Origin of the sequence: Parvimonas parva, assembly GCF_016552165.1 — a bacterium.
In the GTDB taxonomy this organism is placed as follows: domain Bacteria; phylum Bacillota; class Clostridia; order Tissierellales; family Peptoniphilaceae; genus Parvimonas; species Parvimonas parva.
The window spans coordinates 49,393-73,593 of record NZ_JACVDA010000010.1 but is presented as its reverse complement, the minus strand read 5'-3'; the positions used below and the strand labels follow the sequence as shown (position 1 = coordinate 73,593).

General features: G+C 27.8%; 25 protein-coding genes, 1 pseudogene and 1 riboswitch. Of the genes and pseudogenes, 20 read left to right on the top strand and 6 right to left on the bottom strand.

The window, feature by feature from the left end:
- Nucleotides 1-582: pseudogene (locus tag IBJ83_RS04565) on the bottom strand (N-acetylmuramoyl-L-alanine amidase family protein); the annotation flags it as partial.
- Nucleotides 583-798: 216 nt separating this feature from the next.
- A riboswitch (FMN riboswitch) is annotated at nucleotides 799-912 on the top strand.
- A gap of 51 nt (nucleotides 913-963) precedes the next feature.
- Here IBJ83_RS04565 and IBJ83_RS04560 point away from each other — a divergent pair.
- From IBJ83_RS04560 to IBJ83_RS04545, 4 genes are all read left to right on the top strand, one after another.
- On the top strand, nucleotides 964-1,563 hold the full coding sequence (locus tag IBJ83_RS04560) for an ECF transporter S component (protein WP_068474977.1): 600 nt from the start codon (nucleotides 964-966) through the stop codon (nucleotides 1,561-1,563).
- A gap of 199 nt (nucleotides 1,564-1,762) precedes the next feature.
- The gene (gene fumC / locus IBJ83_RS04555; protein ID WP_068474980.1) at nucleotides 1,763-3,127 is read left to right on the top strand and encodes a class II fumarate hydratase; all 1,365 of its coding nucleotides are present in this window, start codon (nucleotides 1,763-1,765) and stop codon (nucleotides 3,125-3,127) included.
- Between the two features lie 33 nt (nucleotides 3,128-3,160).
- Nucleotides 3,161-4,573, top strand: coding sequence for an aspartate ammonia-lyase (locus tag IBJ83_RS04550; protein WP_068474983.1), 1,413 nt, complete (start codon nucleotides 3,161-3,163; stop codon nucleotides 4,571-4,573).
- Between the two features lie 322 nt (nucleotides 4,574-4,895).
- A complete protein-coding gene (locus tag IBJ83_RS04545; protein ID WP_068474985.1) occupies nucleotides 4,896-5,432 on the top strand; it encodes an isoprenylcysteine carboxyl methyltransferase family protein in 537 nt (178 codons plus the stop codon).
- Nucleotides 5,433-5,501: 69 nt separating this feature from the next.
- Here the strand turns inward: IBJ83_RS04545 and IBJ83_RS04540 are convergent, their stop codons facing one another.
- Together IBJ83_RS04540 and IBJ83_RS04535 are read right to left on the bottom strand one after the other, a co-directional pair.
- Entirely contained in the window at nucleotides 5,502-7,238 is a 1,737-nt protein-coding gene (locus IBJ83_RS04540) for a M3 family oligoendopeptidase (protein ID WP_068474987.1), read from the bottom strand.
- An 18-nt stretch (nucleotides 7,239-7,256) separates the two neighbouring features.
- A complete protein-coding gene (locus tag IBJ83_RS04535; protein ID WP_201275552.1) occupies nucleotides 7,257-7,613 on the bottom strand; it encodes a Spx/MgsR family RNA polymerase-binding regulatory protein in 357 nt (118 codons plus the stop codon).
- Nucleotides 7,614-8,113: 500 nt separating this feature from the next.
- Between IBJ83_RS04535 and IBJ83_RS04530 the strand changes: the two genes are divergently transcribed.
- The 7 genes from IBJ83_RS04530 to IBJ83_RS04500 all read left to right on the top strand — a co-directional run bounded on the left by IBJ83_RS04530 (nucleotide 8,114) and on the right by IBJ83_RS04500 (nucleotide 14,768).
- On the top strand, nucleotides 8,114-8,437 hold the full coding sequence (locus tag IBJ83_RS04530) for a PadR family transcriptional regulator (RefSeq protein ID WP_068474993.1): 324 nt from the start codon (nucleotides 8,114-8,116) through the stop codon (nucleotides 8,435-8,437).
- Nucleotides 8,430-9,413 (top strand): DUF1700 domain-containing protein, encoded by a 984-nt coding sequence (locus tag IBJ83_RS04525; protein WP_201275551.1) that lies wholly within the window; start codon nucleotides 8,430-8,432, stop codon nucleotides 9,411-9,413. Before IBJ83_RS04530 ends, IBJ83_RS04525 begins: the two co-directional genes overlap by 8 nt.
- Nucleotides 9,403-10,494 carry a hypothetical protein gene (locus IBJ83_RS04520; RefSeq protein WP_201275550.1) on the top strand — a complete coding sequence of 364 codons (1,092 nt, stop codon included), beginning with the start codon at nucleotides 9,403-9,405 and terminating at the stop codon, nucleotides 10,492-10,494. The genes IBJ83_RS04525 and IBJ83_RS04520 overlap by 11 nt, the downstream gene beginning before the upstream one ends.
- Before the next feature lie 659 nt (nucleotides 10,495-11,153).
- Nucleotides 11,154-12,005: an NAD(P)-dependent oxidoreductase gene (locus tag IBJ83_RS04515; protein WP_068475002.1), complete on the top strand. Its 852-nt coding sequence runs from the start codon at nucleotides 11,154-11,156 to the stop codon at nucleotides 12,003-12,005.
- Between the two features lie 8 nt (nucleotides 12,006-12,013).
- On the top strand, nucleotides 12,014-12,844 hold the full coding sequence (locus IBJ83_RS04510) for a sulfurtransferase (protein ID WP_201275549.1): 831 nt from the start codon (nucleotides 12,014-12,016) through the stop codon (nucleotides 12,842-12,844).
- A 42-nt stretch (nucleotides 12,845-12,886) separates the two neighbouring features.
- Nucleotides 12,887-13,723, top strand: a complete 837-nt coding sequence (locus IBJ83_RS04505; RefSeq protein WP_201275548.1) for a sulfurtransferase — start codon at nucleotides 12,887-12,889, stop codon at nucleotides 13,721-13,723.
- Nucleotides 13,724-13,802: 79 nt separating this feature from the next.
- Nucleotides 13,803-14,768 carry a (Fe-S)-binding protein gene (locus IBJ83_RS04500; RefSeq protein ID WP_201275547.1) on the top strand — a complete coding sequence of 322 codons (966 nt, stop codon included), beginning with the start codon at nucleotides 13,803-13,805 and terminating at the stop codon, nucleotides 14,766-14,768.
- A 12-nt stretch (nucleotides 14,769-14,780) separates the two neighbouring features.
- On the opposite strand, the gene IBJ83_RS04495 is transcribed toward IBJ83_RS04500, so the two are convergent.
- Genes IBJ83_RS04495 through IBJ83_RS04485 form a run of 3 tightly spaced genes read right to left on the bottom strand, consistent with a single transcriptional unit; the run spans nucleotide 14,781 to nucleotide 16,792 of the window.
- The gene (locus IBJ83_RS04495; protein WP_201275546.1) at nucleotides 14,781-15,494 is read right to left on the bottom strand and encodes a TIGR04283 family arsenosugar biosynthesis glycosyltransferase; all 714 of its coding nucleotides are present in this window, start codon (nucleotides 15,492-15,494) and stop codon (nucleotides 14,781-14,783) included.
- Nucleotide 15,495: 1 nt separating this feature from the next.
- Nucleotides 15,496-16,137: a TVP38/TMEM64 family protein gene (locus IBJ83_RS04490; protein WP_201275545.1), complete on the bottom strand. Its 642-nt coding sequence runs from the start codon at nucleotides 16,135-16,137 to the stop codon at nucleotides 15,496-15,498.
- Complete coding sequence (locus IBJ83_RS04485; protein ID WP_201275544.1) at nucleotides 16,130-16,792, bottom strand: TIGR04282 family arsenosugar biosynthesis glycosyltransferase; 663 nt, start codon at nucleotides 16,790-16,792, stop codon at nucleotides 16,130-16,132. The genes IBJ83_RS04490 and IBJ83_RS04485 overlap by 8 nt, the downstream gene beginning before the upstream one ends.
- 182 nt (nucleotides 16,793-16,974) lie before the next feature.
- On the opposite strand from IBJ83_RS04485, the gene IBJ83_RS04480 reads away from it, so the two are divergent.
- The 9 genes from IBJ83_RS04480 to greA all read left to right on the top strand — a co-directional run bounded on the left by IBJ83_RS04480 (nucleotide 16,975) and on the right by greA (nucleotide 24,169).
- Nucleotides 16,975-17,316, top strand: coding sequence for an arsenosugar biosynthesis-associated peroxidase-like protein (locus IBJ83_RS04480; RefSeq protein WP_068475023.1), 342 nt, complete (start codon nucleotides 16,975-16,977; stop codon nucleotides 17,314-17,316).
- 107 nt (nucleotides 17,317-17,423) lie between these two features.
- Nucleotides 17,424-18,362, top strand: coding sequence for an arsenosugar biosynthesis radical SAM (seleno)protein ArsS (arsS, locus tag IBJ83_RS04475; RefSeq protein WP_201275543.1), 939 nt, complete (start codon nucleotides 17,424-17,426; stop codon nucleotides 18,360-18,362).
- 38 nt (nucleotides 18,363-18,400) lie between these two features.
- Nucleotides 18,401-19,102 (top strand): TVP38/TMEM64 family protein, encoded by a 702-nt coding sequence (locus IBJ83_RS04470; protein WP_201275542.1) that lies wholly within the window; start codon nucleotides 18,401-18,403, stop codon nucleotides 19,100-19,102.
- An 8-nt stretch (nucleotides 19,103-19,110) separates the two neighbouring features.
- On the top strand, nucleotides 19,111-20,076 hold the full coding sequence (locus tag IBJ83_RS04465; RefSeq protein WP_201275541.1) for an aminoglycoside phosphotransferase family protein: 966 nt from the start codon (nucleotides 19,111-19,113) through the stop codon (nucleotides 20,074-20,076).
- 25 nt (nucleotides 20,077-20,101) lie between these two features.
- A complete protein-coding gene (locus IBJ83_RS04460) occupies nucleotides 20,102-20,758 on the top strand; it encodes a YdjY domain-containing protein (protein WP_201275540.1) in 657 nt (218 codons plus the stop codon).
- Nucleotides 20,759-20,846: 88 nt separating this feature from the next.
- A complete protein-coding gene (locus IBJ83_RS04455; RefSeq protein ID WP_201275539.1) occupies nucleotides 20,847-21,137 on the top strand; it encodes a hypothetical protein in 291 nt (96 codons plus the stop codon).
- A gap of 104 nt (nucleotides 21,138-21,241) precedes the next feature.
- Entirely contained in the window at nucleotides 21,242-22,621 is a 1,380-nt protein-coding gene (locus IBJ83_RS04450) for an SLC5/6 family protein (RefSeq protein WP_201275538.1), read from the top strand.
- Nucleotides 22,622-22,631: 10 nt separating this feature from the next.
- Nucleotides 22,632-23,564, top strand: coding sequence for a metallophosphoesterase family protein (locus tag IBJ83_RS04445; RefSeq protein ID WP_201275537.1), 933 nt, complete (start codon nucleotides 22,632-22,634; stop codon nucleotides 23,562-23,564).
- Nucleotides 23,565-23,686: 122 nt separating this feature from the next.
- On the top strand, nucleotides 23,687-24,169 hold the full coding sequence (gene greA / locus IBJ83_RS04440; RefSeq protein WP_068475035.1) for a transcription elongation factor GreA: 483 nt from the start codon (nucleotides 23,687-23,689) through the stop codon (nucleotides 24,167-24,169).
- Nucleotides 24,170-24,201 lie beyond the last annotated feature (32 nt).

Here is a 24,201-nt window from a genome sequence, read left to right as displayed (position 1 = left end):
AATTCTTTTAGTAAATACTGTTAAATTAACTTCTCCACCTTCTGTTGGTAAGTTTTCAATATCTGCAGTTATATTTACAATTGCATTTTCTTCAACAGGATTAGGTTGTTCTGGATTTACAGGTGGTGTAACAGGTGGCACAACAACTCCCCCACCACTTGATGAACTCTTTCTAATTTTTACTTCTTTTTTAAATTCCTCTACAAATGATTCTTCACTTCCTCTAACACTAAAAGAAACTACATAAGTTTTACTTTCTTTTTCATTTTTTGGAAAAGTTAAAGTAACTATTTTTCTACTTGAAATTTCTTTTGTTTCTTCAGAAAAAGTAATTGAATTCTCAACATCTGTTAAACGTTCTGTACTTCCTTTAAGTACTACTTTAGCCTTAATGTCTTCTTCTTCCAAATCGGAACCCTTAAGTGTAAAAGTTCTCTTTCCATCCTCAGTAGTAGAAGGAATATATGAATATTCAACTTCGGTTAAAGCACTTGTATCTTTTGCAAAAGTATTTATACCAATAGAACTAAATACAATTGAAAGCAAAAGTATAAATGCAAAGATTTTTTTAAGCATTTTCATTCTAATGCTACCTCCTTCAAAATATTATTATACATCTAAATTATATATCACAAAAAATTTTTTTGCAAATATTTTATCAATATATAAACAATTTTAATGAATAATTATTATTCATTAAAAAGTCTTATTAAAATTTACTATAATTTATAAATTTAGCCAATATTTTCAAAATTAAAATCCTTATCTTGACAATATTTATTATTTGTGCTATACTCGTTTTGTCTTCAGGGCGAGGGTCGTTTCCTCACCGGCAGTAAAGTCTGCGAGCATTATGCTGAATTGGTGAAATTCCAATACCGACAGTTAAAGTCTGGATGAGAGAAGAATTTTGTACGCCCTAAAGATAGGCGTTTTTTTTATGCTAAAATTTAGGAGGTTATTATGAATAAGAAAAAATTTGGTATTTCAGAAATTACAAAAATTTCAATTCTGGCATCAATAAGTGTACTTTTGATGTTTATTAAAGTTCCATTACCTTTTGCACCTACATTTATGGAAATGGATATAGCAGAGTTACCTGCATTAATTGGAGGCTTTGCTATGGGACCTTTAGCAGGATTTTTGATTGTGTGTATAAAAATTTTGTTAAATATTGTAATTAACGGAACAAAAACTTTTTATGTTGGAGAACTTTCAAACTTGATAGTTTCATCAACTTTCGTTTTAACAACAGCTTTTATTTACAAAAAACATAAAGGCAAAAAATCAGCGTTACTAGGACTTTTAATTGGTAGTATTTCAATGTCTTTAGTTGCAACTTTGAGCAATTATTTTGTTATATTTCCACTTTATGCAAAGCTTTTAAAGATTGATTTAAATGCTTTTGTTGGAATGGTTGCAAAGATAAATCCACTTGTAAAGAGTTATTTTACATTAATGATATTTTCAATTTTACCTTTTAATCTAGTTAAAACATTTGTTACATCAATTGTAACAGCATTGTTGTATAAAAGAATTTCGCCTATTTTAAAAAGAAAATAAATTAAATTGGACTGTGTTTAAATGCATAGTCTTTTTTGTGGTTTAATTTTAATTTAAAATCAAACAAATATGAAACAGTTGTGCATTATGATAAAAAATTGTTATTTTATTAATTACTAAATAAAAATAAGTTTTTTTGAAAATTTTATGTTATAATATGTGTGTATGATTAAAAATAAAATTTGTAGGAGGGTTTTTAATGGGTTATAAGATTTATAAAGACTCTATCGGAGAGATAAAAGTAGATAGCGAAAAATTTTGGGGGGCTACTACGCAAAGAAGTTTTGAAAATTTCAAAATTGGAAATTACAAAATGCCGACAGAGGTTATAAGAGCTATGGCAACTGTTAAATATGCTTGTGCTATGGCAAATTACGAGCTTGGCGACTTGAACAAAGAAAAATTTTCTGCAATAGAAGATGCAGTTAGAGAAATTTTTGCCGGGAATTTAGATGAACATTTTCCTCTTGTTATTTTTCAAACAGGAAGTGGTACTCAAACTAATATGAATTTGAACGAGGTTATTGCAAATTTTGCAAATCAAAAGGTGGGAAAAACTTTAATTCACCCTAATGATGATGTAAATAAATCTCAAAGTTCAAACGATACTTTTCCAACTGCTTTACATATCGCTTGTTTAGATGTTATAGATAGAAAACTTATTCCGTCAATGAAAAATTTGATTTCGGCTTTTAAGGTTTTTGAAGAGGCTAATAGTGATATTATAAAAATTGGTAGAACACATTTACAAGATGCTGTGCCTATAAAAATTTCTCAAGAATTTAGCGGTTATAGACATTCTATTGAAAAATGTTTAGAATATATTGAATTTACAAGAAAAGGTCTTTTAGAAATTTCACTTGGAGCAACTGCCGTTGGTACCGGAATAAATACAAAAGAAAATTTCAAAAACATTGTTGCAAAATATGTTTCTAAAATTACAGGAAAAGAATTCAAACCTGCTGAAAATTTCTTCCATTCACTTACTATGAAAGACGCTGTTGTTGTTTCTCATGGAGCAATTAAAGCGCTTGCAATGGACTTAATCAAGATTGGAAATGATATAAGATTTTTGGCTTGTGGACCTCGTTGCGGTTTTTCTGAAATTGAAATCCCTGCAAATGAACCGGGCAGTTCAATTATGCCGGGTAAGGTAAATCCAACTCAAATAGAGGCTCTTACAATGGTTTGTGCCAGAGTTTTAGGAAATGATACGACTATCAGTTTTAGTGCATCTCAAGGAAATTTTGAGCTTAATGTTTATATGCCGATTATAATTCATAGTTTTGTTGAATCTGTAAATTTACTTGCAGATGCAATGGATTCATTCGTTAAAAACTGTGTAAAGGGTATAAAGGTAAATAAAGAAGTTGTTGACAAGTATTTGAGTGAATCTTTAATGCTTGTAACTTCACTTAATCCATATATTGGATATGACAAAGCCAGTCAATGTGCAAAATATGCTTTTAAGGAAAATATCACTTTGAAAGAGGCAGTTTTACACTTCGGTTATTTAACAGAGTCAGAATTTGATAAAATTGTTGACCCTAAGAAAATGGTTTAAATTTTAAATTTATATAGATAAAAGGAGATAATTATGGAAGCAAAACAAGGATATAGAGTTGAACACGATTGTATTGGGGAATGTTTAATTCCAGAAAATGCTTATTACGGAATTCATACTCAAAGAGCGACAGAAAATTTTAAGATTACAAGAAGAAAAACAAATCCTGAAATGATTAAATCTGTTGCAGAAATTAAAAAAGCTTGTGCTATTACAAACTTTGAGGCAGGAGTTTTAAGTGAAGAAAAGAAAGATGCAATAGTTTATGCTTGTGATGAAATTATTTGGGGAAGATATTTAGATCAATTCATCGTTGACCCGATTCAAGGGGGAGCAGGAACAAGCCACAATATGAATGCAAATGAAGTAATTGCAAATATCGCTATCGAGCATTTAGGTGGAAAACTTGGAGATTACTCAATTATTCACCCAAATGATGATGTAAATATGGGACAATCTACAAATGACGTTTACCCAACAAGTGGTAAAATTGCACTTATCAGACTTTTAGAAGAAACTATCGACAGTTTATATGAATTAGAAAAGGCTTTAGTTTTTAAAGCAAAAGAATTTGACGATGTTATTAAAATGGGAAGAACACAAATGCAAGATGCTATTCCTATTAGACTTGGACAAGAATTTAGAGCATATTCAACAGTTATCTCAAGAAATATTAAATTGTTCAGAACAGCTTGTAGAGTTTTAAGAACTGTAAATATGGGAGCAACTGCAATCGGAACAGGACTTAATGCAGATGTTAGCTATATGGATAAAATCGTAAAAAATCTTGCACAAGTTACAGACTTGGAATTAGTACAAGCAGATGACTTAATTGACGGAACACAAAATATTGACGTTTTCGTTCACGTTTCAGGGCTTGTTAAGAGCTGTGCAATCAGTATGTCAAAAATTGCAAACGACCTAAGACTTATGTCATCTGGTCCAACTTGCGGATTTGCAGAAATCAACTTACCTGCAAGACAAGCAGGTAGCTCAATTATGCCCGGTAAAGTAAACCCGGTAATCCCTGAAGTTGTATCACAAGTAGCTTTCAACTGTGTTGGAAATGACGTTGCAGTTACAATGGCAGCAGAAGCAGGACAACTTGAACTTAACGCATTTGAACCGGTTATTTTCTACAACTTATTTGAATCAGTAGAAACAATCGGAAGAGCAGCAAGTACATTCGTTCACAACTGTATCTTAGGAATTACTGCAAATGCAGAAAGAACTAAAAATATGGTACACAATAGCTACGGAATAGTAACAGCATTCGCACCACATATCGGTTACGAAAAATCTGTTGAAGTTATTCATAAAGCTATTGAACAAAACTTACCTGTAAAAGCAGTTTTAATCTCAGAAAAAATTATGACTGAAGAAGAAATCGACAATATCCTAGACGTGTTCTCAATGACTACACCTGGAATTGCAAAAAGAAAATAGATTGAAAAAATAGAGCCAATAGGAGCCTTTGGGGCTCTATTTTTTTTACGAAAAAAAGATATTGAAATTATGGTAAAAAGTTCAATTTTATGTTAAAATAAATATGAATTTACGATTCTCGTGTAAAAGAATATTTATTTCATCATATTTACCTTTTTAAATTTATCAAAATGGAGATATGTTCAAATAAATATGAGTTTACGATTCTCGTGTAAAAGAATATTTATTTCATCATATTTACCATTTAAATTTATCAAAGTGGAGATATGTTCAAATATTCTTAATTGCATTGAATATTATATAACAATTATTTGGGGGTAATATGAGTTATATGATTTATGCTATTGTTGTAGCAGTTTTTATTATTAGATTATTTTTTCTTAAAATTTCAATTAAAAACGAGAAAAAAATAATTAAAGACGGTGGAAGAGAGTATGGAGTAGAAAATTCTAAGAGAATTACTATCTTACATATATTATTTTATTTATTCTGTCTTATTGAGGCGATTATTAGGAAACCAAACTTTGATAAAATCAGTTTGCTTGGCTTGTGTTTAATAGTCTTTTCAATATTTATGCTTTATACGGTTACAAGATTGTTAAAGGATATTTGGACAGTTAAACTTATGATTTTAAATAATCATAAATTTGTTGACCATTGGCTTTTTAGGAATGTAAAGCATCCGAACTATTTTTTAAATATTTTACCTGAATTAACAGGGCTTGCTTTACTTTGTCATGCGTTATATACAGCTATTGTAATTTCTCCTTTTTATATTTTTGTAATGTATATTAGAATTAAAGAGGAAGAAAAATTGTTAAAAGAAATTATAATTCCAAATGGAATAAGAGAAAACTAAAAAAATGTAATATTCAATGCAAACAAAAGGACAGCCTGTGAGCTGTCCTTTTAAAATGCTAGTCGTTTATTATTTACTTGTTAATTCTATAAATTCGTCGATTTGAACTTTTATGCTTTCTAATGATTTTAACCAGAAATCTTTTTTAGTTAAGTCGATATCCATAACTTTTGCAACGTCTTCACAAGTGTTGATTGTTGTTGCTCTTAAAAGCTCTTGATATTTTTCTACAAATCCATTTGGATTTTCTCTGTAAATTGCATAAAGTCCTCTTGAGAAAAGTCCACCAAATGAGTATGGATAGTTGTAATATGAGAAACCTGCTGAGTAGTAATGAGGTTTACAAGCCCACATAAATGGGTGGTAAGTTTCTTCGTCAAGTCCGTCGCCATAAGTTTGTTTTTGTGCATTTCTCATAATTTCTTCAAGTTCTTCACTCATCATAAAGTGGTCAAGTTTTCTTTCAAAAACTTCTTTTTCAAATAAAAATCTTGAATAAATATCAACTGTAATTTGCGCACAGTCAGAAATTTGTGATTCCATTAAAGTTATTTTTTCTTTTTCATTTGCCTCTTTAAGTGATGCAGACATAATCAAGTTTTCGTTGAAAATTGATGCAGTTTCAGCAACTGGCATTGAATAATCCCAATTTAATGGTAAATGATTTTCAACATGAAGTCCATGATAAGCATGTCCTAATTCGTGAGCAAGAGTTAAAACTGAAGAAAGACTACCGTCAAAATTCATCATTACTCTGGATTGCTTTATAAATGGAAGATTGCTACAAAAAGCTCCACCAACTTTTCCTTTTTTAGGGAAGTAGTCAACATAATTGTTGTCAAAAGCTCCTTTAACCATTTTTACCATATCATCTGAAAAAGTTGCAAAATGTTTCAATAAGAATTCTTGAGCTTCTTCAACTGTGAAAGTTCTGTCGCTTTCTCCGATACTTGCAAACAAGTCATAGAATTTTAATCCGCCTTCATAGCCTAAAAGTTTTGCTTTATGTTTGAAAAATCTTCTAAAATGTGGAAGATAATCTTCAATACTTGACCAAAGAGCCTTTAAAGTTTCTTCTTTTAATCTTGCGTTGTGTAGAGATTCTTCAAGAGCAGATTCAAAACCTCTCATCTTTGAAGTGGTATTTACTTCTTGTTTTATATTGTTAAGTGAAAAGGCGATTGAATCTTTTATGCTGTCATAAAGTTTCAATTCCTTATAAAAAGCCTCTTTTCTAACATTTGCGTCCGGAGAATAAGCCAAGTTTCTAATTTCACTTAAAGTTTTTTCTTCTCCATTAAATTCAATAGACGCCTTTGAAGTTAAAAAGTTAAACATAAATTCCCAAGCATTTGAGCTTGAAAGTTTCATCTTTGCGATAACTTCTTCAATATCTTCAGGTAAGATATGTTTTAAAGCATCTTTTTTAGTTTTAAAGAAATATTCATATTCTTTTAAATAATCGTCTTTTGTAATATCAACAGTAATTCCACCTAAAAAATTATCCATTTTTGTAAAAGTTTTTGCATAATTTGAAAGCTTTGCGCTTAAATTATTGCTATAATAAGTAGTTTTTTCATCTGTTGTGTTAATTGCTTGATTAAGTTCAATAAATGAAAAGACTCTATAAATTGTAGTATTAACTTCTTCCAAGATTTTTATAACTTTTTTAACACATTCGATATTATCTTCTAAATTTAATTTTTCAAAATCTAAAAGTAAAGTATCTATTTTTTTAAAATCGTTTTGAAATTCATCACTATCGTAGGACGGATAAATTTCAACTAATGAATATTGTTGCTCCATTTTTATCTCCTTTATTGATTATTTTTTTAATAAAATTTGCCATTCGTTTTCCTTGAATCCGATAAGAAAAACTTCATTTTCTTCGTCGATTAAGATAGGTCTTTTGATAAGTGAGCCATCATTAACCAGCATTTCAATGGCATCTTCAACAGAAAGCGAACTGAAATTTTCTTTCAAATTCAAATCTCTGTAAGTTTTACCACTTGTATTAAAAAGTCTTTTCATTCCCATATAGCCTTGAACAAGTTCAAGTTGAGCCTTAGTAGGAGTTTCTTCCTTAAGATTGATTTCTTTAAAATCAATTTCGTGCTCCTTTAAAAATTTCTTAGCTCTTTTACAAGTAGTACAGTTTGGATACTCAAAAAAAAGTTTCATATAATACCTCCAATATAAAATTTATGTATTTAATATTATTAAATTAGAATAACGTTATTTTATAACTCTATATTTATTATATCATAACGTGAGAAAGAAAATCAACAAAAGTTTAAATGTATAAATTTACAAAGAAAAAATTAAAATTTAAAAAAATATTATAAAAGGTATTGTGTTATAAATAGTAGTGTGCTATAATAATCTTAAAGTTGAGTATCAACTTTAAGATTATTTCATCGAAACCTACTTTATTAAAGTTATAAAAAAGAGGTTTCGATATAATAGGTGCATGGGTTATTACTTATCTTTAGCCACAAAGCTACAATGTAGATTTAATTAAATTTCATCGAAGCCTACTTTATTAGAGTTATAAAAAAGAGGTTTTGATGAAATGGGAGCATGAACTATTCTACAATGTCAGTCATAAATATCTAAAGTTAAATAAAGTTAGAGCTAGAAAAAATAATCAACATTTATATAAATCAAAAAAGGAGGTAAAAATGGATACGCAAATTAAAAAGGGTTTGTTAGACCTTTGTGTCTTGAGTTTTTTAAGGGACAAAGATATGTACGGTTATGAAATCGTACAAAACATTTCAAAATCTATCGAAGTAAGCGAAGGAACAATCTATCCAATCCTTAGACGTCTTAGCAAAGAGGGTTTTTTTGAAACTTATATCGTTGAGTCGAATGAAGGACCTGCGAGGAAGTATTACAGAATTACTGTTTCCGGTATAGAGCATTACGAAAAGCAACTGGAGGCTTGGGAAACTTTAAAAATAGGAATGGATAATATTTTGAAAAGAGGTGAAAGTAATGAATAAAATTGAATATTTAGATGTATTAAAGGACTATCTTTTAAAATCTTATTCAGAGGAAGAAAGTTTGGATATTTTAAGAGATTATGAAGAATATTTCTTAAATGGTAAATTGGACGGCAAGACTGAATCTGAAATTATTTTGGAATTAGGCTCTCCTAAAAAAATTGTTCAAGAGCTTAAAATGGAAGATAGAGAAGTTGTAAAAAAAGACGGAATATTTTCAGGTCTTAGTAGGAAGTTTGACAACTGGTTTGAAAATGGTCTTTCAAGTCAAAATGGAAGTATGGGAATTTTAGAAAACAAAGCCGATAAGTTTTTTGAAAAATATGGAATATTTGCATTTATGTTTTTTGCAATATTTTCAGTTTTTCAAATTATGTTGGGATTGAGATTTTCTGTTGGCTTAACAATAATGCTTGGAATTTTTACAATTTCAATGTCATTTTTGGTTAGAACAAATAAAGGCTTTGATACAAAACAAGGTCGATTTTTAACAAGTATAAATATTTTGTTTATAATGTTCTATTTATTTCTTGCACTTAAAGGAACGCTTGATATTTTAGAAATAGGATTTTCTTTTTCATTTTGGCTTGCGATAATAAACCTGATTCTGATATCTATATTTTCAAAGGGAATGTTTTTCCTTATGATAATTTCACTTATTTTTGCAATGCTACTTATATTGTTAGGTGGAATTTGGTTTTTCTTTGTTGTAATTACAGTTACAGGTGTTGGCGTTGCAATCTTCTTAACTCCAATAACATTAACAGCACTATCATCACTATCACTTAGCTTTTTGTGGATAATATTCCCGATAATGCTTGCAATAGGACTTTTTATGATGATGTGTATTGTAATTAAATACTATTCAATAGCTATATATAGAATGGTTTTGAATTATAATAACTGGATAAAGACAAAATTTATGTACTCAAGAGTTTATGGAAGTAAAACAAAGGAGGACGAAAATGAAAGGTAAAAATTTTAAGCTAAAAGTATTGGCAATAGCATCAGCTTGTTTAATCGTTGTCGGATTTACCGGCTCATACTATATGTTAGCTGAAATTCAAAGTGGAATTGACAGAGAAGTTATGAAAAATACCACTTATAAAATTAAAGAAATACTAAAAACTGAAAAAGAAATAAAATATATAGACCTTAGTAAATATAGAGGCCATAAAGTTGAAATCAAAAAAAGTGAGGATAACTTTAATCGTATAACCGTTACTTATAAGGATAAATATTTTGATAATGAGGCAAAAATTGACGAAAAAAATGAAAATAAAGTTGATATTATAACAAGACGAATGCCATTTGAAGAAAGAGATAGATTTGATATAGTTAAAAGAGAAGTTGAAAATGCAGTAATCTACAATAGAATTAGTTATTTCTTGGATAGAGAGTATGTTAATGAAGATAAAACTAAAATAGTTTTAGAAGTTAAAAATCCTATTGAACTTATGAGAACTTTTAATTATAGTAAAGATGATGTTGATAAAACTTTGCTTAAAAACGAATTGACTTTTAGTGCATACGATAGACATTTATTTAATACAAGAGAATTTGAAAATTCACTTAATAGATTTGAAGAATTTACAATAAAAGATGTAAATTATGAAAAAATTGAAATTCCAAATACAACAATAAAGAAATTAAATTATATTGCTGATGAAATCGAAAAATTGACTATTGAAGGAAATAATTCAATTTATAGAGAGGATAACAGAACAAATGTAAATGTAGATGTAAAAAAAGTTAAAGACTTCGTTGAATTGGATTTAAGAACTTTAACAACAGATATTAACATAAACGGAGCAAAAAAAGTTGTTATAGCAGGTAGATCTGAAAGTATTGAATTTGTAGTTAAGTACAAGGATAAAGACGGAGAAAAAACTTTTATAATAAATAGAAGTGAAAATCGTAATTATAGAAACAAAGATAAAGAAGTTGTTAGAAAAGTTATAAATATTGATAGCGAAAAAATCTTTAGAACATTGATGGATAGCGATTCAATAAAAGGAAATTTACAAAGAGTAACGGACTTAAAAGAAGTTAAATAAGTAAGGAAAAGTCATAGAGTAAAATCTATGGCTTTTTTAAATTTATCTAAAACAAGTTTAAAAATATGTTGAGAAACTTTATTTAATGCGATAAAATAAATTTACTATTACAATGCGTGAGTTGAATAGTGAAATTATTTTTATAATGAATATAAAGAATAAAAATTAAAGCAAAAAAAGATGACGGCAAATGCCCTCATCTTTTTTATATAGGAAAGTTAATTACATTCGACAAGGAATAAGTTATTAATAGTTTATTACCAAAACTTTGGGGAGGATTGTAAAAACAAAACTTATGTTGTCAGTATGTAAGTGTGGTAGCGAAGAAAAGGAAAACTTATGGGAGGAGTTTATTATCTTTAAACACTACCACACACCTAATATATACCTTAAATTATATTTTTAAAACATAAAAATACAATTTTTCATAAAAATATTTTTTTATGTTAATATGTTCTATTTTAAAATAATGTTGTTTGAACTTTAAATAATCATTATCAGAGATGAAATAAAAATTATATCAACAAATGTACAGTAAAATTTTAATATCATATATCAAAAATATTTTTTATACTTTAAAAAATTATTAAAATGTTTTATAATTAATGTGTATAAAAATATAAGCAATTTTTATATAAATAAAATTAAAGGAGATTTTTATGAAAATTGGATTTATTGGAACCGGAATAATGGGATCGTATATGGTTTTAAATTTATTGAAAAATAATTTTAGTGTTGATGTTTACAATAGAAATCAAGAAAAAGCAAAAAAATTAGAAAAATTTGGTGCTGTTTGTAAATCATCTATAAAAGAATGTGTTAAAGATAAAGATTTTGTTATAACCATTGTTGGATATCCTAAAGATGTAGAAGAAGTTTATTTTAATGATGGAATTATTGACAATGTAAATAAAAATACGATTATAATTGACATGACGACAAGTGATCCTAAACTTTCTGAAAAAATTTATAAATTGTCAAAAGAAAAAGGAATTAATGCTTTAGATGCACCTGTAACAGGTGGAGATACTGGAGCAAAAAATGCTTCTCTTACTATATTTGTTGGTGGTGATATTGATGTTTTTGAAAAATCAAAACCAATTTTTAACGCTTTAGGTAAAAATATTGTTTATCAAGGTAAAGAAGGATTTGGACAACAAGCAAAGCTTTCAAATCAAATTATGATAGCAGGGGCTTTGGCAGGAGCATGTGAGGGAATTTATTATGCAAAATCTGTAGGTCTTGATGTAAAAACTGTTTTTAATGCAGTAAAAGAAGGTTCTGCATCAAGTACACAGCTTTTAAAAAATATTCCTGCTATTTTAGATAATGATTTTTCTGCTATGTTTTATGCAAAACATTTTTTAAAAGATTTAAAACTTGCAAATAGCTTTTTACCTGATAAGGGATTTGAAGTTTTTAAAGATGTTTTAAAAGTGTTTGAAGAACTTTCAAAAGAAGGTTATGGTGAATGTGGAACTCAAGTTTATTATAAACATTTAGAAAAGTAGGGAATGTTATGTTTAAAAATAAATTTATTGTAAGAAAAGATTTTATATTAAAAAATAGAAATAATGAAAATTTTATAGTTATAGATGCAAGAGGACTTAAACTTACAGAAAATGATTTTGTTTATGATAAATCTATAATTTTAGATTACAAAGAGTTTTCTTTTTTATCAATAGATGTAGGAGATTATTATGATAATGTTCCTTATTCTAAAGAAGTTTTAATAAAAAAATTTTTAAAATATAATATAGATAATAATAAAATTGTATTAGTATATACTAATACAAAAAACTATAATTCTATGGGAGAAGATGGAAGAATAAAATATCTTTTAAATTTATGTGATATTGATTGTTATATATTAGACGGAGGAATTGATGAGGTTATAAAGTCTGGATTTTATAAGAAAAATGATAAAACTATAGATGTAAGTATAGATTTTATAAATAAGCCTTTTTTAGAATATGAAAGTTCAATTTTAACTAAAGAACTACTTTCATGTTATAAAGATAAAAATATTAAAATTGTAGATGTAAGGTATAAAGAAGAATATGATGGAACTATGGTTTTTGATGATTATGTAGGTGGTCATATAAAAGGTGCAATAAATTTTCCTCATATAAAAATTTATGATAATGATGGGTATTTATTAGATAACAAAAAAATAGAAAAAATGATTATAGAAATGAAAATTTCAAAAAGAAATACAATCATATTATATTGTTCAACTGCTTTAAGAGCTACATTAATTTTTGAAATTTTTAAAATGTTAGGTTATAATGTTAGAATTTATCACGAATCTTTTGCTTTATGGAGTAAGGTAGCAGATATAGAAATCTAATTGTAATATTAAAAAATTTGATAATTTAATAAGGGGTTTGTTATGTTTAAAAATGATTTTGTTGTAAGAAAAGATTTTATTTTAGAAAATAGAAATTGTGAAAATTTTGTTGTCATCGATGCAAGAGGGGATATGTTAAAGGTTGGAGATTTTATCTACGATAAGGCTGTTGTTTTGGATTGGAAAGAATTTACTTTTTTGAACGGACAAGATTGTAAATATGTTGGACTTCCTTTTGAAAAAGAGCTATTACTTGAAAAATTTTCAAAATATGGAATAAATAAAGATTCTAAGGTTTTAGTTTATATAAACACTACAAAAAATTGTGGTATGGGAGAGGACGGAAGATTTAAGTTTTTATTAAATTTTTGTGGAATTGAAAGCTACATTTTAGACGGTGGAGTAAATGAAGTTTTAAAAACTGAATTTGTTAAGGAGATAACTGACGAGTCTATGTTACAAAAGTCAAATATAGATTTGGAAAGCCCTGCATTTTTAGAATATGAAAAGTCAATTTTAACAGATGAGTTGCTTAATATATACAAAAACGAAAATGTGAAAATTTTGGACGTTAGGTATGAAGAGGAGTACAAAGGTCATATAATTTTTGGAGAAAAATTCGGTGGACATATAAAAGGCTCAATGAGTTTTCCATATACCAAAATGTATGATGATGAGGGATATTTGTTGTCTAATGAAAAAATAGAAAGTTTGATTTTGGATAAGGGAATTTCAAAAGAAGATGAAATTATTGTCTATTGTACGACAGGAATTAGAGCGTCAATAGTTTATGAAATATTAACTATGTTGAATTTTAAAGTTAGATTATATGATGAATCATTTTCAAGATGGTGCTTTGTAGGTGAATACGAAGTCTAGACATATTGAAAATTTGTAATTGTTTATGTTGAATTTTTAAGGGTAAATTTTAGTTAAATAATTACATAAAGAGGAAATAATGAAAGAATATTTAAACAAAGTCGCTGATGAATGTATTCATTGTAGCGCTTGTACGAAAAAATGCTCGTTTTTAACTAAATATGAAATCGACTTGGGAGAGTTTGCGAAAAATCCTTCGCTTGCTAAGAGTTGTTTTATGTGCGATAGTTGTCTTAGAGCTTGTCCTTTGGATTTAGACGGAGCAGAAGTTGCAATTGCACATAGAGAAGATTTAGGTGGCTATGGGGCTGTAAAGTTTATGAAATCTCCCTACAAGTTTAGAAATAATTCAAAGATAAAGTCAAAGGATGTTTTGATGTTCGGTTGTGCTTTTCCGGGACATTATCCTGAAACTACAAAGTATTTGATTGATTTGTTTGAGGGTAAAATGGACTTTTCCATTGATTGCTGTGGAAAACCACTTGAAGATAGTGGACTTATTTCAGATTTTGAAAAAAATTTAGAAAGACTTAAAAAGATCTATAAAGAAAAAGGTGTTGAAAGAATTGTAACTATGTGTCCGAATTGTTTTTATTTTTTTAAAGGGCATATGGATAAGCTAAATATAGAAGTTATTTCTATTTATCAAAAATTGCAGGAAGAAAATCTTTTGAATGTGATTGATGATGAGGCAGAAATTTTTATGCCTTGTCCTGATAAAAGAACGAATGAACTTCTAAAACAAATTAAGCCTTTTGTTCCGAACGGAAAAGTTAAGTTTAGAAAAGTTATGTGCTGTGGAATGGGTGGAGGAGCAAAGTCTAAGGAGAAAGATTTGGCTGATGAAATGATGAATAAGGTTAAATCGGAAATTAAGGATAATATTTATACATATTGTGCAAGTTGCTCTGCAAGTTTTGGAAAGTCAAATGTAAAAAATGTTAAGCATATACTAAGTGAAATTTTGGGTGTTAAAGAAAAAGTGGATTTAAATTACTTTAAAAACGCTTTGAAATTAAAATTTTATAAGAGAAATAGAAAATAGATAGCTTTTTAGCTATCTATCTTTCATGTTATTGTAAATTTTATTTAATTCTTTTGTATCGACACCTTTAAAATACATTATTTTTAATTTGTGCATCTTAAAAATTGTTTTTAGGGTGCCGTTTTTTTTGAATCTTCTGGAAGAAGAAATTATTTTTTCGTTTAATAATTTAAAATATTTTTTATCTTTTTGATTGTCTTTTATATCAATAAAAAGTTGCAAATCTTCCATTATTGGAATATCTCTAAAGCCGTTTATATCTTCAAACAGTTTTTTTGTTATAAAAATACTTTGGTCACCAAAACAAATTTTAAAAAGTTTTGCTCTAAGGTTTGAAAGATATGCAATTATCGACAAAAGTATTGAGTTTGGATTAAATTTTATTTTCAACCCACCACATTTAATATTTTCATTTTCTATCAAATTTTTTATTTTTTTATCAATATCATAATTTAAAAATTCTGAATCGGCGTGAATGAACCACAAAATATCGCAATCCGTATATTTTACGGCGGTATTCATCTGCGTACTTCTGCCTTTTTTTGAAATCAAAAGTTTATATTCTATCCCTTTGTATTCTTTTTCTACTACCTCATTTTCTTTAAAATCGTCAACTGCTTTTGAAATTATTATCTCGTCAATCTCTTTGAAATTACTCAGTTTCTCAAGTAAATTTTCAATCATTTTATCATCATTATAAATTGGAACTATAACTGCTAATTTCATATTAATTTTTATCCACTTTTTTTATCAAAATAATCGAAAATATAGTTAGCAACAAAAAGCCTAAAAGAGAAATTACAAATTCTACACTATATACATTTATCGCCTTATCTCCAACATTTAAAAATACAAATGTTCCTGGAATGATTCCCAAAAAAGTTGCAAGAGAATATCTTAAAAATGAAATTTCGGTAAGTCCTGAAAGATAATTTATTACATTATACGGAGCGATTGGCAATAATCTCAACAAAAATATTATCAAAAATCCATTATTCTTTTCTATTGCAATCATCTTGTTATACCATTTTTTGCTTATCTTAGTTTTAAATAGCTCTACGACTTTATCTTTTGCAAATTTTTTCGCCATTACAAACATTATGGAGCTGTTAATCATTGCACCAATCATTGTATAAAGAACACCTTCAAAAAGACCGAATGAAATTCCAGCCACAATTGCCAAAATTGGAACGGGAAAGAAAAATATCGGTAAAATCGAAAATAGTAAAATGTAAATGAATGATGCGTTTTTACCATATCCTTGAATTATATTTCTAATTTTTTCAGGAGTGAAAATTTTGAAAATATAATAAGATATAATAACTATAAGAATAACTGAAATTAAGGTAATAATTTTTTTCTTACTCATTGTAACACTCCTTTAATAGTTTTTTTAGTTTTTCATATTCTGAAAAATTAATTTCGTTTTTTACAAAAAAATCCAAATCTTCTTTATTGTCTATATCTCTTAAAATTCTAGCACTTGTATAGCTTAAATTTTCTTTTTCTAAAACTTTTATAGTATTTTCAAAAACTGATTCAGTTTCAAAAATTTTTTCGTCGAATAAATTTTTACATAGCTTTTTTAAGCCTATTAGATAATATCCCTTGTCGAAAGTTTTGTTTATACAGGCGTCGAAGTCATCTAAGCTTTTAAGTGCAGTCTCTATATCTTTTTTGGAAATAGTCGGAATGTCGGTTCCGATTAAAATAACTTTTTTATATCCCATTTCAAAGGCTTTTTTAAATGCAAAATTCATTTTTTCTCCGAAAGGATAATCGCCTTGAGAAAAAATATTTTTTTCAAAGGCAAAAAAGTTTTTATTTTCTTCGTTTAATTTTTCAAACTCCGTTATGAATAACAAAATATCGGAAAAATCATTTTTGCAAACGGATATAGTATCCAAAACCATTGCTTTATGTATGTTTAAAACTAGATTTGTGTCAATATCTTTGCTAAGTCTTGTCTTTACTTTATTCTTTGACGGAAATCGTGTAAAAATTATAACAGCATATTCTTTCATAAAATCACCATATATACTTTAACATAAAATATGAAATATTAAAAGTCATTTTTGGTAAAAACATTGTTGTATAAAAAGTTCTTATAATTGCACATAAATCCATAAAAAAATTTTATTTGAAAGAGGATTAAAAATGATATATAATTTTATTATGAAAATATATATTTAAGGAGTGTGTTTTTATGAATAACAATTATTTTGAAAAGAAAGATTTAGGCAATTTTGCAAATGGAGTTTTAGGTGAAGAGGCTAAAAAATTATGGGACGAATTTTTAAAATATTATGGAGATAGTACTTCAGATGGAGCTTTAACAAAGAGAGAAAAGGCACTTTGTGCATTAGCTGTTGCTTTTGCTACTCGTTGCCCTTATTGTATAGATGCATATACTCAAACTTTAATTTCAATGGGAGTAACTGAAGAACAATTAACAGAAGTTTTACATGTTGCATCTTCAATGCAAGCCGGTATAACACTTGTAAATGGTTTTACAATGAAAAACACTGTTTCAGAAATTAAATTATAGGAGTTGATAGTATTTTTAATTTAATTAAAAGAAATTTTGAAGAAGAACAAGAACAGGAAGATGAAAAGATTTCATTTTCAAATACAATAGAATTTTCGAGAAAAGTTTTGGAATGTTTAAATTATATTCCAAAATTTTTTGAAAAAGTTGAAAATAAAAAATTTTTATATACTTCAAGTATGGATACAATGCAACTTAATATAGGAAAGATTTGTAATCTTGCCTGTAAGCATTGTCATGTTGAGGCAGGACCTCATAGAAAAGAATATATGAAAAAAGAGATTATGGACGATTGCTTATATGTTTTTAAAAAACATAATTTCAAAGTTATGGATATAACAGGTGGTGCACCTGAAATGATGCCTAATTTTGAATATTTAGTTGAGGAGTCTGGAAAGATTGCGAAAGAAGTAATTGTCAGAACGAATTTAACAATTTTATTAGATGAAAAGTATTCACATTTAATAGATTTTTATGCTAAAAATAGAGTTACAATATTTTGCTCTCTTCCTTTTTACACAAAGGAAATTACCGACGGTGTAAGAGGTGTCGGAGTGTATGAGGACTCAATAGAGGTTTTGAAAAAATTAAATGCTGTGGGATATGGTAAAGAATTACCTTTGAATTTAGTTTACAATCCTGATGGTGCTTTTTTGCCTGATTCACAAGAAAGTTTAGAAACTGAATATAGAAAAAAATTGTTAGATGAATATGGAATTATTTTTACAAATTTATTTACGATAACTAATAATCCAATCGGTAGATTTGGTATGCGACTTTATAAAAAAGATAAACTTAAAAATTATATGCTTAAACTTTTTAACGCTTATAATGAAGATACAGTTGAGTTTTTGATGTGTAGAAATGAAATTAATGTATCTTATGACGGTTATATTTTTGACTGTGATTTTAATCAAGCATTAGATTTAAAGATAAATTCGGATAAAGTACATATTTCAGATTATAAAAATTGTGATTTTCCAAAGAGAAAAATCGCTCTTGGAAATCATTGCTATGGTTGTACTGCAGGAGCAGGTAGCTCTTGAGGTGGAGAAATTAGTTAGACGTGTTCTAAGGAGGAAAAATGAAATTAAAAAAATCTACGATTATAAAAATACTAACAGTTTTAGCCATTGTGCTGATATGTATTTTTGTTAAGCCGGTTAATGATAAGATAAAGGAATTTATTTTGTTATTTAAAGGCTCAAGTACAGACGAAGTTTTAGAAAATGTAAAGAAATATATTTTATCATATGGAAATTGGGCAATTTTCATTTCATTTATGTTAATGGTATTCCAATCAATCGCTGCACCTATTCCTGCATTTTTTATAACATTTGCAAATGCGGCTATATTCGGTTGGCAATTTGGAGCAGTTTTATCTTGGACAAGCTCAATGGCAGGCGCGATTCTTTGCTTTTACATTGCAAGATTTTTAGGAAGAGAAACTGCTGAAAAATTTGCAACAAAATTTGCTCTTGATGAGGTGGAAATTTTCTTTGACAGATATGGAAAATATACAATATTAATTGCAAGACTTTTGCCATTCGTTCCGTTTGACCCGATAAGTTATGCAGCAGGACTTACTTCGATGAGTGCTTGGAGTTTTATCTGGGCGACAGGACTTGGTCAATTACCGGCAACTATAATCTATTCATATATTGGCGGAACTTTAACAGGTGGCTCAAAAACTTTTGTTACAGGATTATTTATTTTATTTGCAGTTTCAATTTTGATTTTCTTAATAAAGAAAATTTACAATGAAAAACATAAAAAAGTAAATTAGGAGAAATTTTGAAAGAAGTAATAGATTATATAGAAAAAAATAAAAGCAAATTAGGAATTAATAACTATGAAATTACTTTTTTGCAACAGGGAGAATATAATATAAATTATCTTCTAAATACGGATAAGGGAAAATTCGTCTTAAGACTTAATTCAAGAAGTCAGATGAATTTACCAAATCAGATAAGATATGAGTACGACACTCTTAAGTTTTTAGAAAAATCGGGTGTTACACCAAAGGTCTATTATGTTGATGATTCTTCTGAAAAGTTATTAAATGGTGTTATTCTAATGGAGTATTTGGAGGGTAGGCCACTTATTTACGAAAAAGACGGAGAAGTTGCAAGTAATATATTTGCAAAAATTCATTCGCTGGATGTTTCTTCACATAGTGAATTTATCGTTGAAACAAATTTATTTCAAGATAGGATAAATGAGGCAAATTTTTGGCTTAAAGACGTTTTTTCAAGTAAAAAAGTAAGTGATGAACAAAAACACTTTTTTGATAAATTTTTAAATTACCTTGAAAAAAATAAAAGTGATGAAAAATATTTTGAACAAAATAGAATTTTATGTTTAAATAATACGGAAGTTAATTCCAATAATTTCATAATTGGAGATAGAGGTTATTTGATAGACTGGGAGAAAGCTGTTGTTTCAGACCCTTGCCAAGATATAACACATTTTGTAGTCGTTACAACGACAAAATGGAAAACGGATTATATTACAACAAGAGAATATGAAGATAACTTCTTCAAAAATTATGAAAGATTTTTAAATAAAAAAATAAATATTAAAGAAAGAGTAAATTTATATAAGCCATATATGTATTCAAGGGCACTTAGTTGGTGTATTAATGCTTATCTTGAATATCTTGATGAGGATAAGCTGATAAAAAATATGGATACTTTTGAAAAAGTAAAAGAATTTACGGATATTTATTTTATGAAAAATTTGTTAAAAGATTATTTTTAACATAAAAATAAATGGAGGAAATAATATGAGAAAAAAATTATTAGTTTTAATTTTATTTTTAATGCCTATATTGATTAGTGCTTGTTCTAAAAAATCTACTGTTAGTAAAGATTTAACATTATTTGGAATGGACAAACAAAATAACATAAAAGTAGATAAAGAAAATAAAAAGATAAAAATATTTGCTGTTGTAAATGGAAAATATCTACTTACAAATACAAGACATGCAGTTATTTCAGAAACTGGAAAATTTGCAGATAAAGCAATTTTTAAATCTTTTACAAAACCATCTGATTTTTATAAAGCTCTAGTAGAGATAGGAGCTGTACCTGGAAATAATATGACTGAACAAAATGCAACCTCAACTTTAACAGAAGGTTCAAAATTAAAAGTAACCTTTACTTGGAAAGGGGAAGAAAAAGGTAAGGATATAAATGAAGTTATCATTGATTCAAATAAAAATCCTATAGATATTAGATTTACAGGGAATTTAGAACGTTCAAATAATAAAAATACAGGTTGTTTAACTTGTTTAGATTCATGTCTTGTAGGAATTTCAAGTAATCATACCTATCCTTATGGTAGCGTTGAAAAAGAAAAAAAGGTAGAATTTAGAGGAAATGCTAAAGTTTTACCATCTGATGGAGAAGCAGTTATAATAAATTATGAAGTTGTTAAATAAAATTTTACAAAACTATATATATTTTATTATAGGTATTATTTTAGGCTTATTTATATCCGCGTTAATTAGCCTAAATATATGGATTGATATGAGAATTCATTCTTATCAGATAATTTTAGTTTCAACTGTATTTTCTATAGTAATTTTTAATATATTAAAAATTAAGATATTTAAAAAATTAGATGAATTTAAAATATTTTTGATTTTTGAAATTATATTTTTAATTTTTGGTTTTACATTTAATAAATTTAATAGATATTTGTATGATTTTAAAGAGTTTTGTCCTTTAGATATTGATATTTATACAAGTAAAATTATTTTGATTTTTATTATATTTATTGCAAATATCAATATAATAAAATTTTTAAAAAATGAATAATATATAAGAATTTAATAATAAAATAGGTATATATTTATAAATTTATATACCTATTTTTATAAAATATGCCATTCGAAAGAGTGAGATTTTTTTAGGAGAGTTTTATGGATAAAACAGGATTATTATTTTGGGGATTTTTAGTTGTTTATGGAATTTGTATGCTTATGATTTCCCCACAAAAAGTTTCGTTAGGTGGATTTTTTAGAGGAGAAGATAAAAATGGAAAGGACGTTTCTTATTTTTTATTAACTTCAAGTGTGTTTATTAGTTGGATTTTTGCAAAATCTGTAACTAATGCTGCGAATTTAGGAGCTAAATATGGAATTGTTGGAGGAGTTGCCTATGCAGTTTATTGGCTATGTATTCCTTTAGCAGGATTTGCAATTTATAGATTAAGAGCAAAATATGTAGCAAAGGGTTTAATAAGTTTTTTAACTGAAAATTACGGAAAATCAGCGGCAATATTCTTCTCAGCAGCGATTTTGATTAGATTATTCAATGAGGTTTGGAGTAATACTTCAGTAGTTGGAGGATATTATGGAGCTCCGGGAAGTAAAGGCTTTATTTTATCAGCTACTGTTTTTACAATAATTACTTTGATTTACTCAGTTAGAGGTGGACTTAGAAGTTCAATCATTACAGATATGATACAAACAGTTGTATTTACAATTTTTGTATTGCTAATTATATTTACAATCTTACCTAAACACTCAATCGGAGAATTGGTTACAGAGGGGACTTGGAAGATGAATACAGGCGTTGATATGTTATTGGTTTCTTTTGTTCAAATCTTCAGTTATCCATTCCACGACCCTGTTCTTACAGATAGAGGATTTTTATGTGAGAAAAAAGTTATGTTAAAAGCATTTATCGTTTCAGGACTTTTAGGATTTTTAGCAATAGTATTATTCAGTTTTGTAGGAATTCATTCAAGACTGTTAGGACTTCCTGTATCATCAAACATTCCGGCAAGTTTAGCTCAAAAAATGGGAATTGCAGGTTCTTTTATTATGCTTGCAGTAATGGTTTCTGCAGCAGGGTCAACTTTGGACTCAACTTTTGCAAGTCTTGGAAAACTTACAGCTCACGATTTACCTTTAATGCGTGGAAAAGATTATGGAGAAAAATCAAAAACTATCGCAATAATAGTTATGATTGCAATAGCGATAATTGGAAATTTACCTATGATTATCGGAACGGATATATTAAAGGCTACAACTATAAGTGGTACTATGGTTATAGGACTTGCTCCGGTATTTTTGTTACATGGATTTGTTAAACCTACAAAGCTGGGCTTTCATTTAAGTTTTTGGACAGGAATTATTTTAGGATTGGCGTTGACATTAAAATTAATTCCTTCAGCATTTGCCATTGGAGGAGGCGACCAAGCACTTCTTTTAGGAGTTAATGTTTACGGTTCAATCTTATGTACTTTAGGATATGTAATTCCAGGTTTGGTTTCAAAACTTTTAGAGAAAAAATAAGGAGTCATATATGAATATTCCAGGAAGAACTTGTCCTTTAGATTATGATATAGAAAGAGAAGTTTTTGAAAGTGAAATTCCAACGGCTGTAGTTCTATATGTTGTTGGTGGATTGTATGGAAATAAATTTGCCTTAGACGAAATTGAAAAGATGAAGTTAGAAGAGGAGTTTTCAGTTTCAATTATTTACAACGGAGATATACATTGGTTCGATAAGGATATAGCTACTTTTAAATATATTGAAAGTTTTGTTACAACGGCATTGCTTGGAAATGTTGAGGCTGAAATTTTAAGGAAAGAAGATTTACAAGTGGGTTGTGGCTGTTCGTATCCAAGTTGCGTTAGCGATGTTGTAGTTAAAAGGTCAAATGAAATTCATAGATTATTAAAAAATTCAGTTGAAAAAGATGAAGAAATATTAAATTCATTTAGCAAAAGAAAAAAGGCAATGATTGTATCCGTTGGAGATAAAAAAATATTTATAACTCATGGTGATGAAAAATCTTTGGCCGGTTGGGGATTGTCGAGAGAAGAATTATCTGATTTAGACAGACAAAAAGAATTGGTAAATTGGTTTTCTGAGCATAAAATAGATATTATTGCTTGCACGCATACTTGTTCCCCTGCGATGTTGAAATTAGATTCAAAAGTTGTAATCAACAATGGAGCATCAGGAATGCCTAATTATAAAAATAGGCTTTCAGGGAATATAATTAGAATTTCAAAGATAAAAAGTAATAGAGCAATATGTAGAACAAAAATAGACGATATTTATGTCGAGCTTGTAGCTGTTAATTATGATACAGATGCCTTTTTGAATTGGTTTGATAATTTGTGGGATAAAAAAAGTCCTGCATCTCTATCTTATAGAACCAGAATTATTAAAGGAACAAAGGACGAAATAAAAGATTCAATTATAAACGGATTTGAAATTTGTAAATAAATTTATCCACTCTTACAAAGGGTGGATTTTTTATCATTTAAAACAGTCAAAAATTGACTTTTTCTTCTGTATTTAGTATAATGGTATGAATAAAATTGTAATTTTTTATAAGGAGAAGTGTTATGGACGAAAAAGAGATATTTTTGACTGCTGAGGGGTTAAAAAAATTAGAATTAGAATTAGAAGAATTAAAAACTGTTAAGAGAAAAGAAATAGCAGAAAAAATAAAAATTGCAAGAGATTTTGGAGACCTTTCTGAAAACTCTGAATATGATGAGGCTAAAAATGAACAAGCTCAAATAGAAGAAAAAATCGTAAAACTTGACAATATGATTGCTAATGCAAAAATAATTGAAGAGGTAGAGATAGATACCAATACTGTTAGTGTTGGAGCTACTGTTAGTTTAGTACAAGTTGCTACTAAGAAAAAAATGGAATATACAATTGTAGGTTCTGCTGAAAGTAATCCTCTTGAAGGAAAAATTTCAAATGAATCTCCGGTTGGTAGAGCTATTTTAGGAAAGAAAAAAGGAACTAAAGTTCAAGTTCAATTACCAAATGGAAATGTTGTAGATTATAAAATAGAAGATATAAAGAGAAATTAAGGAGTGATATAGTGGAAGAACAAAATCTAAAT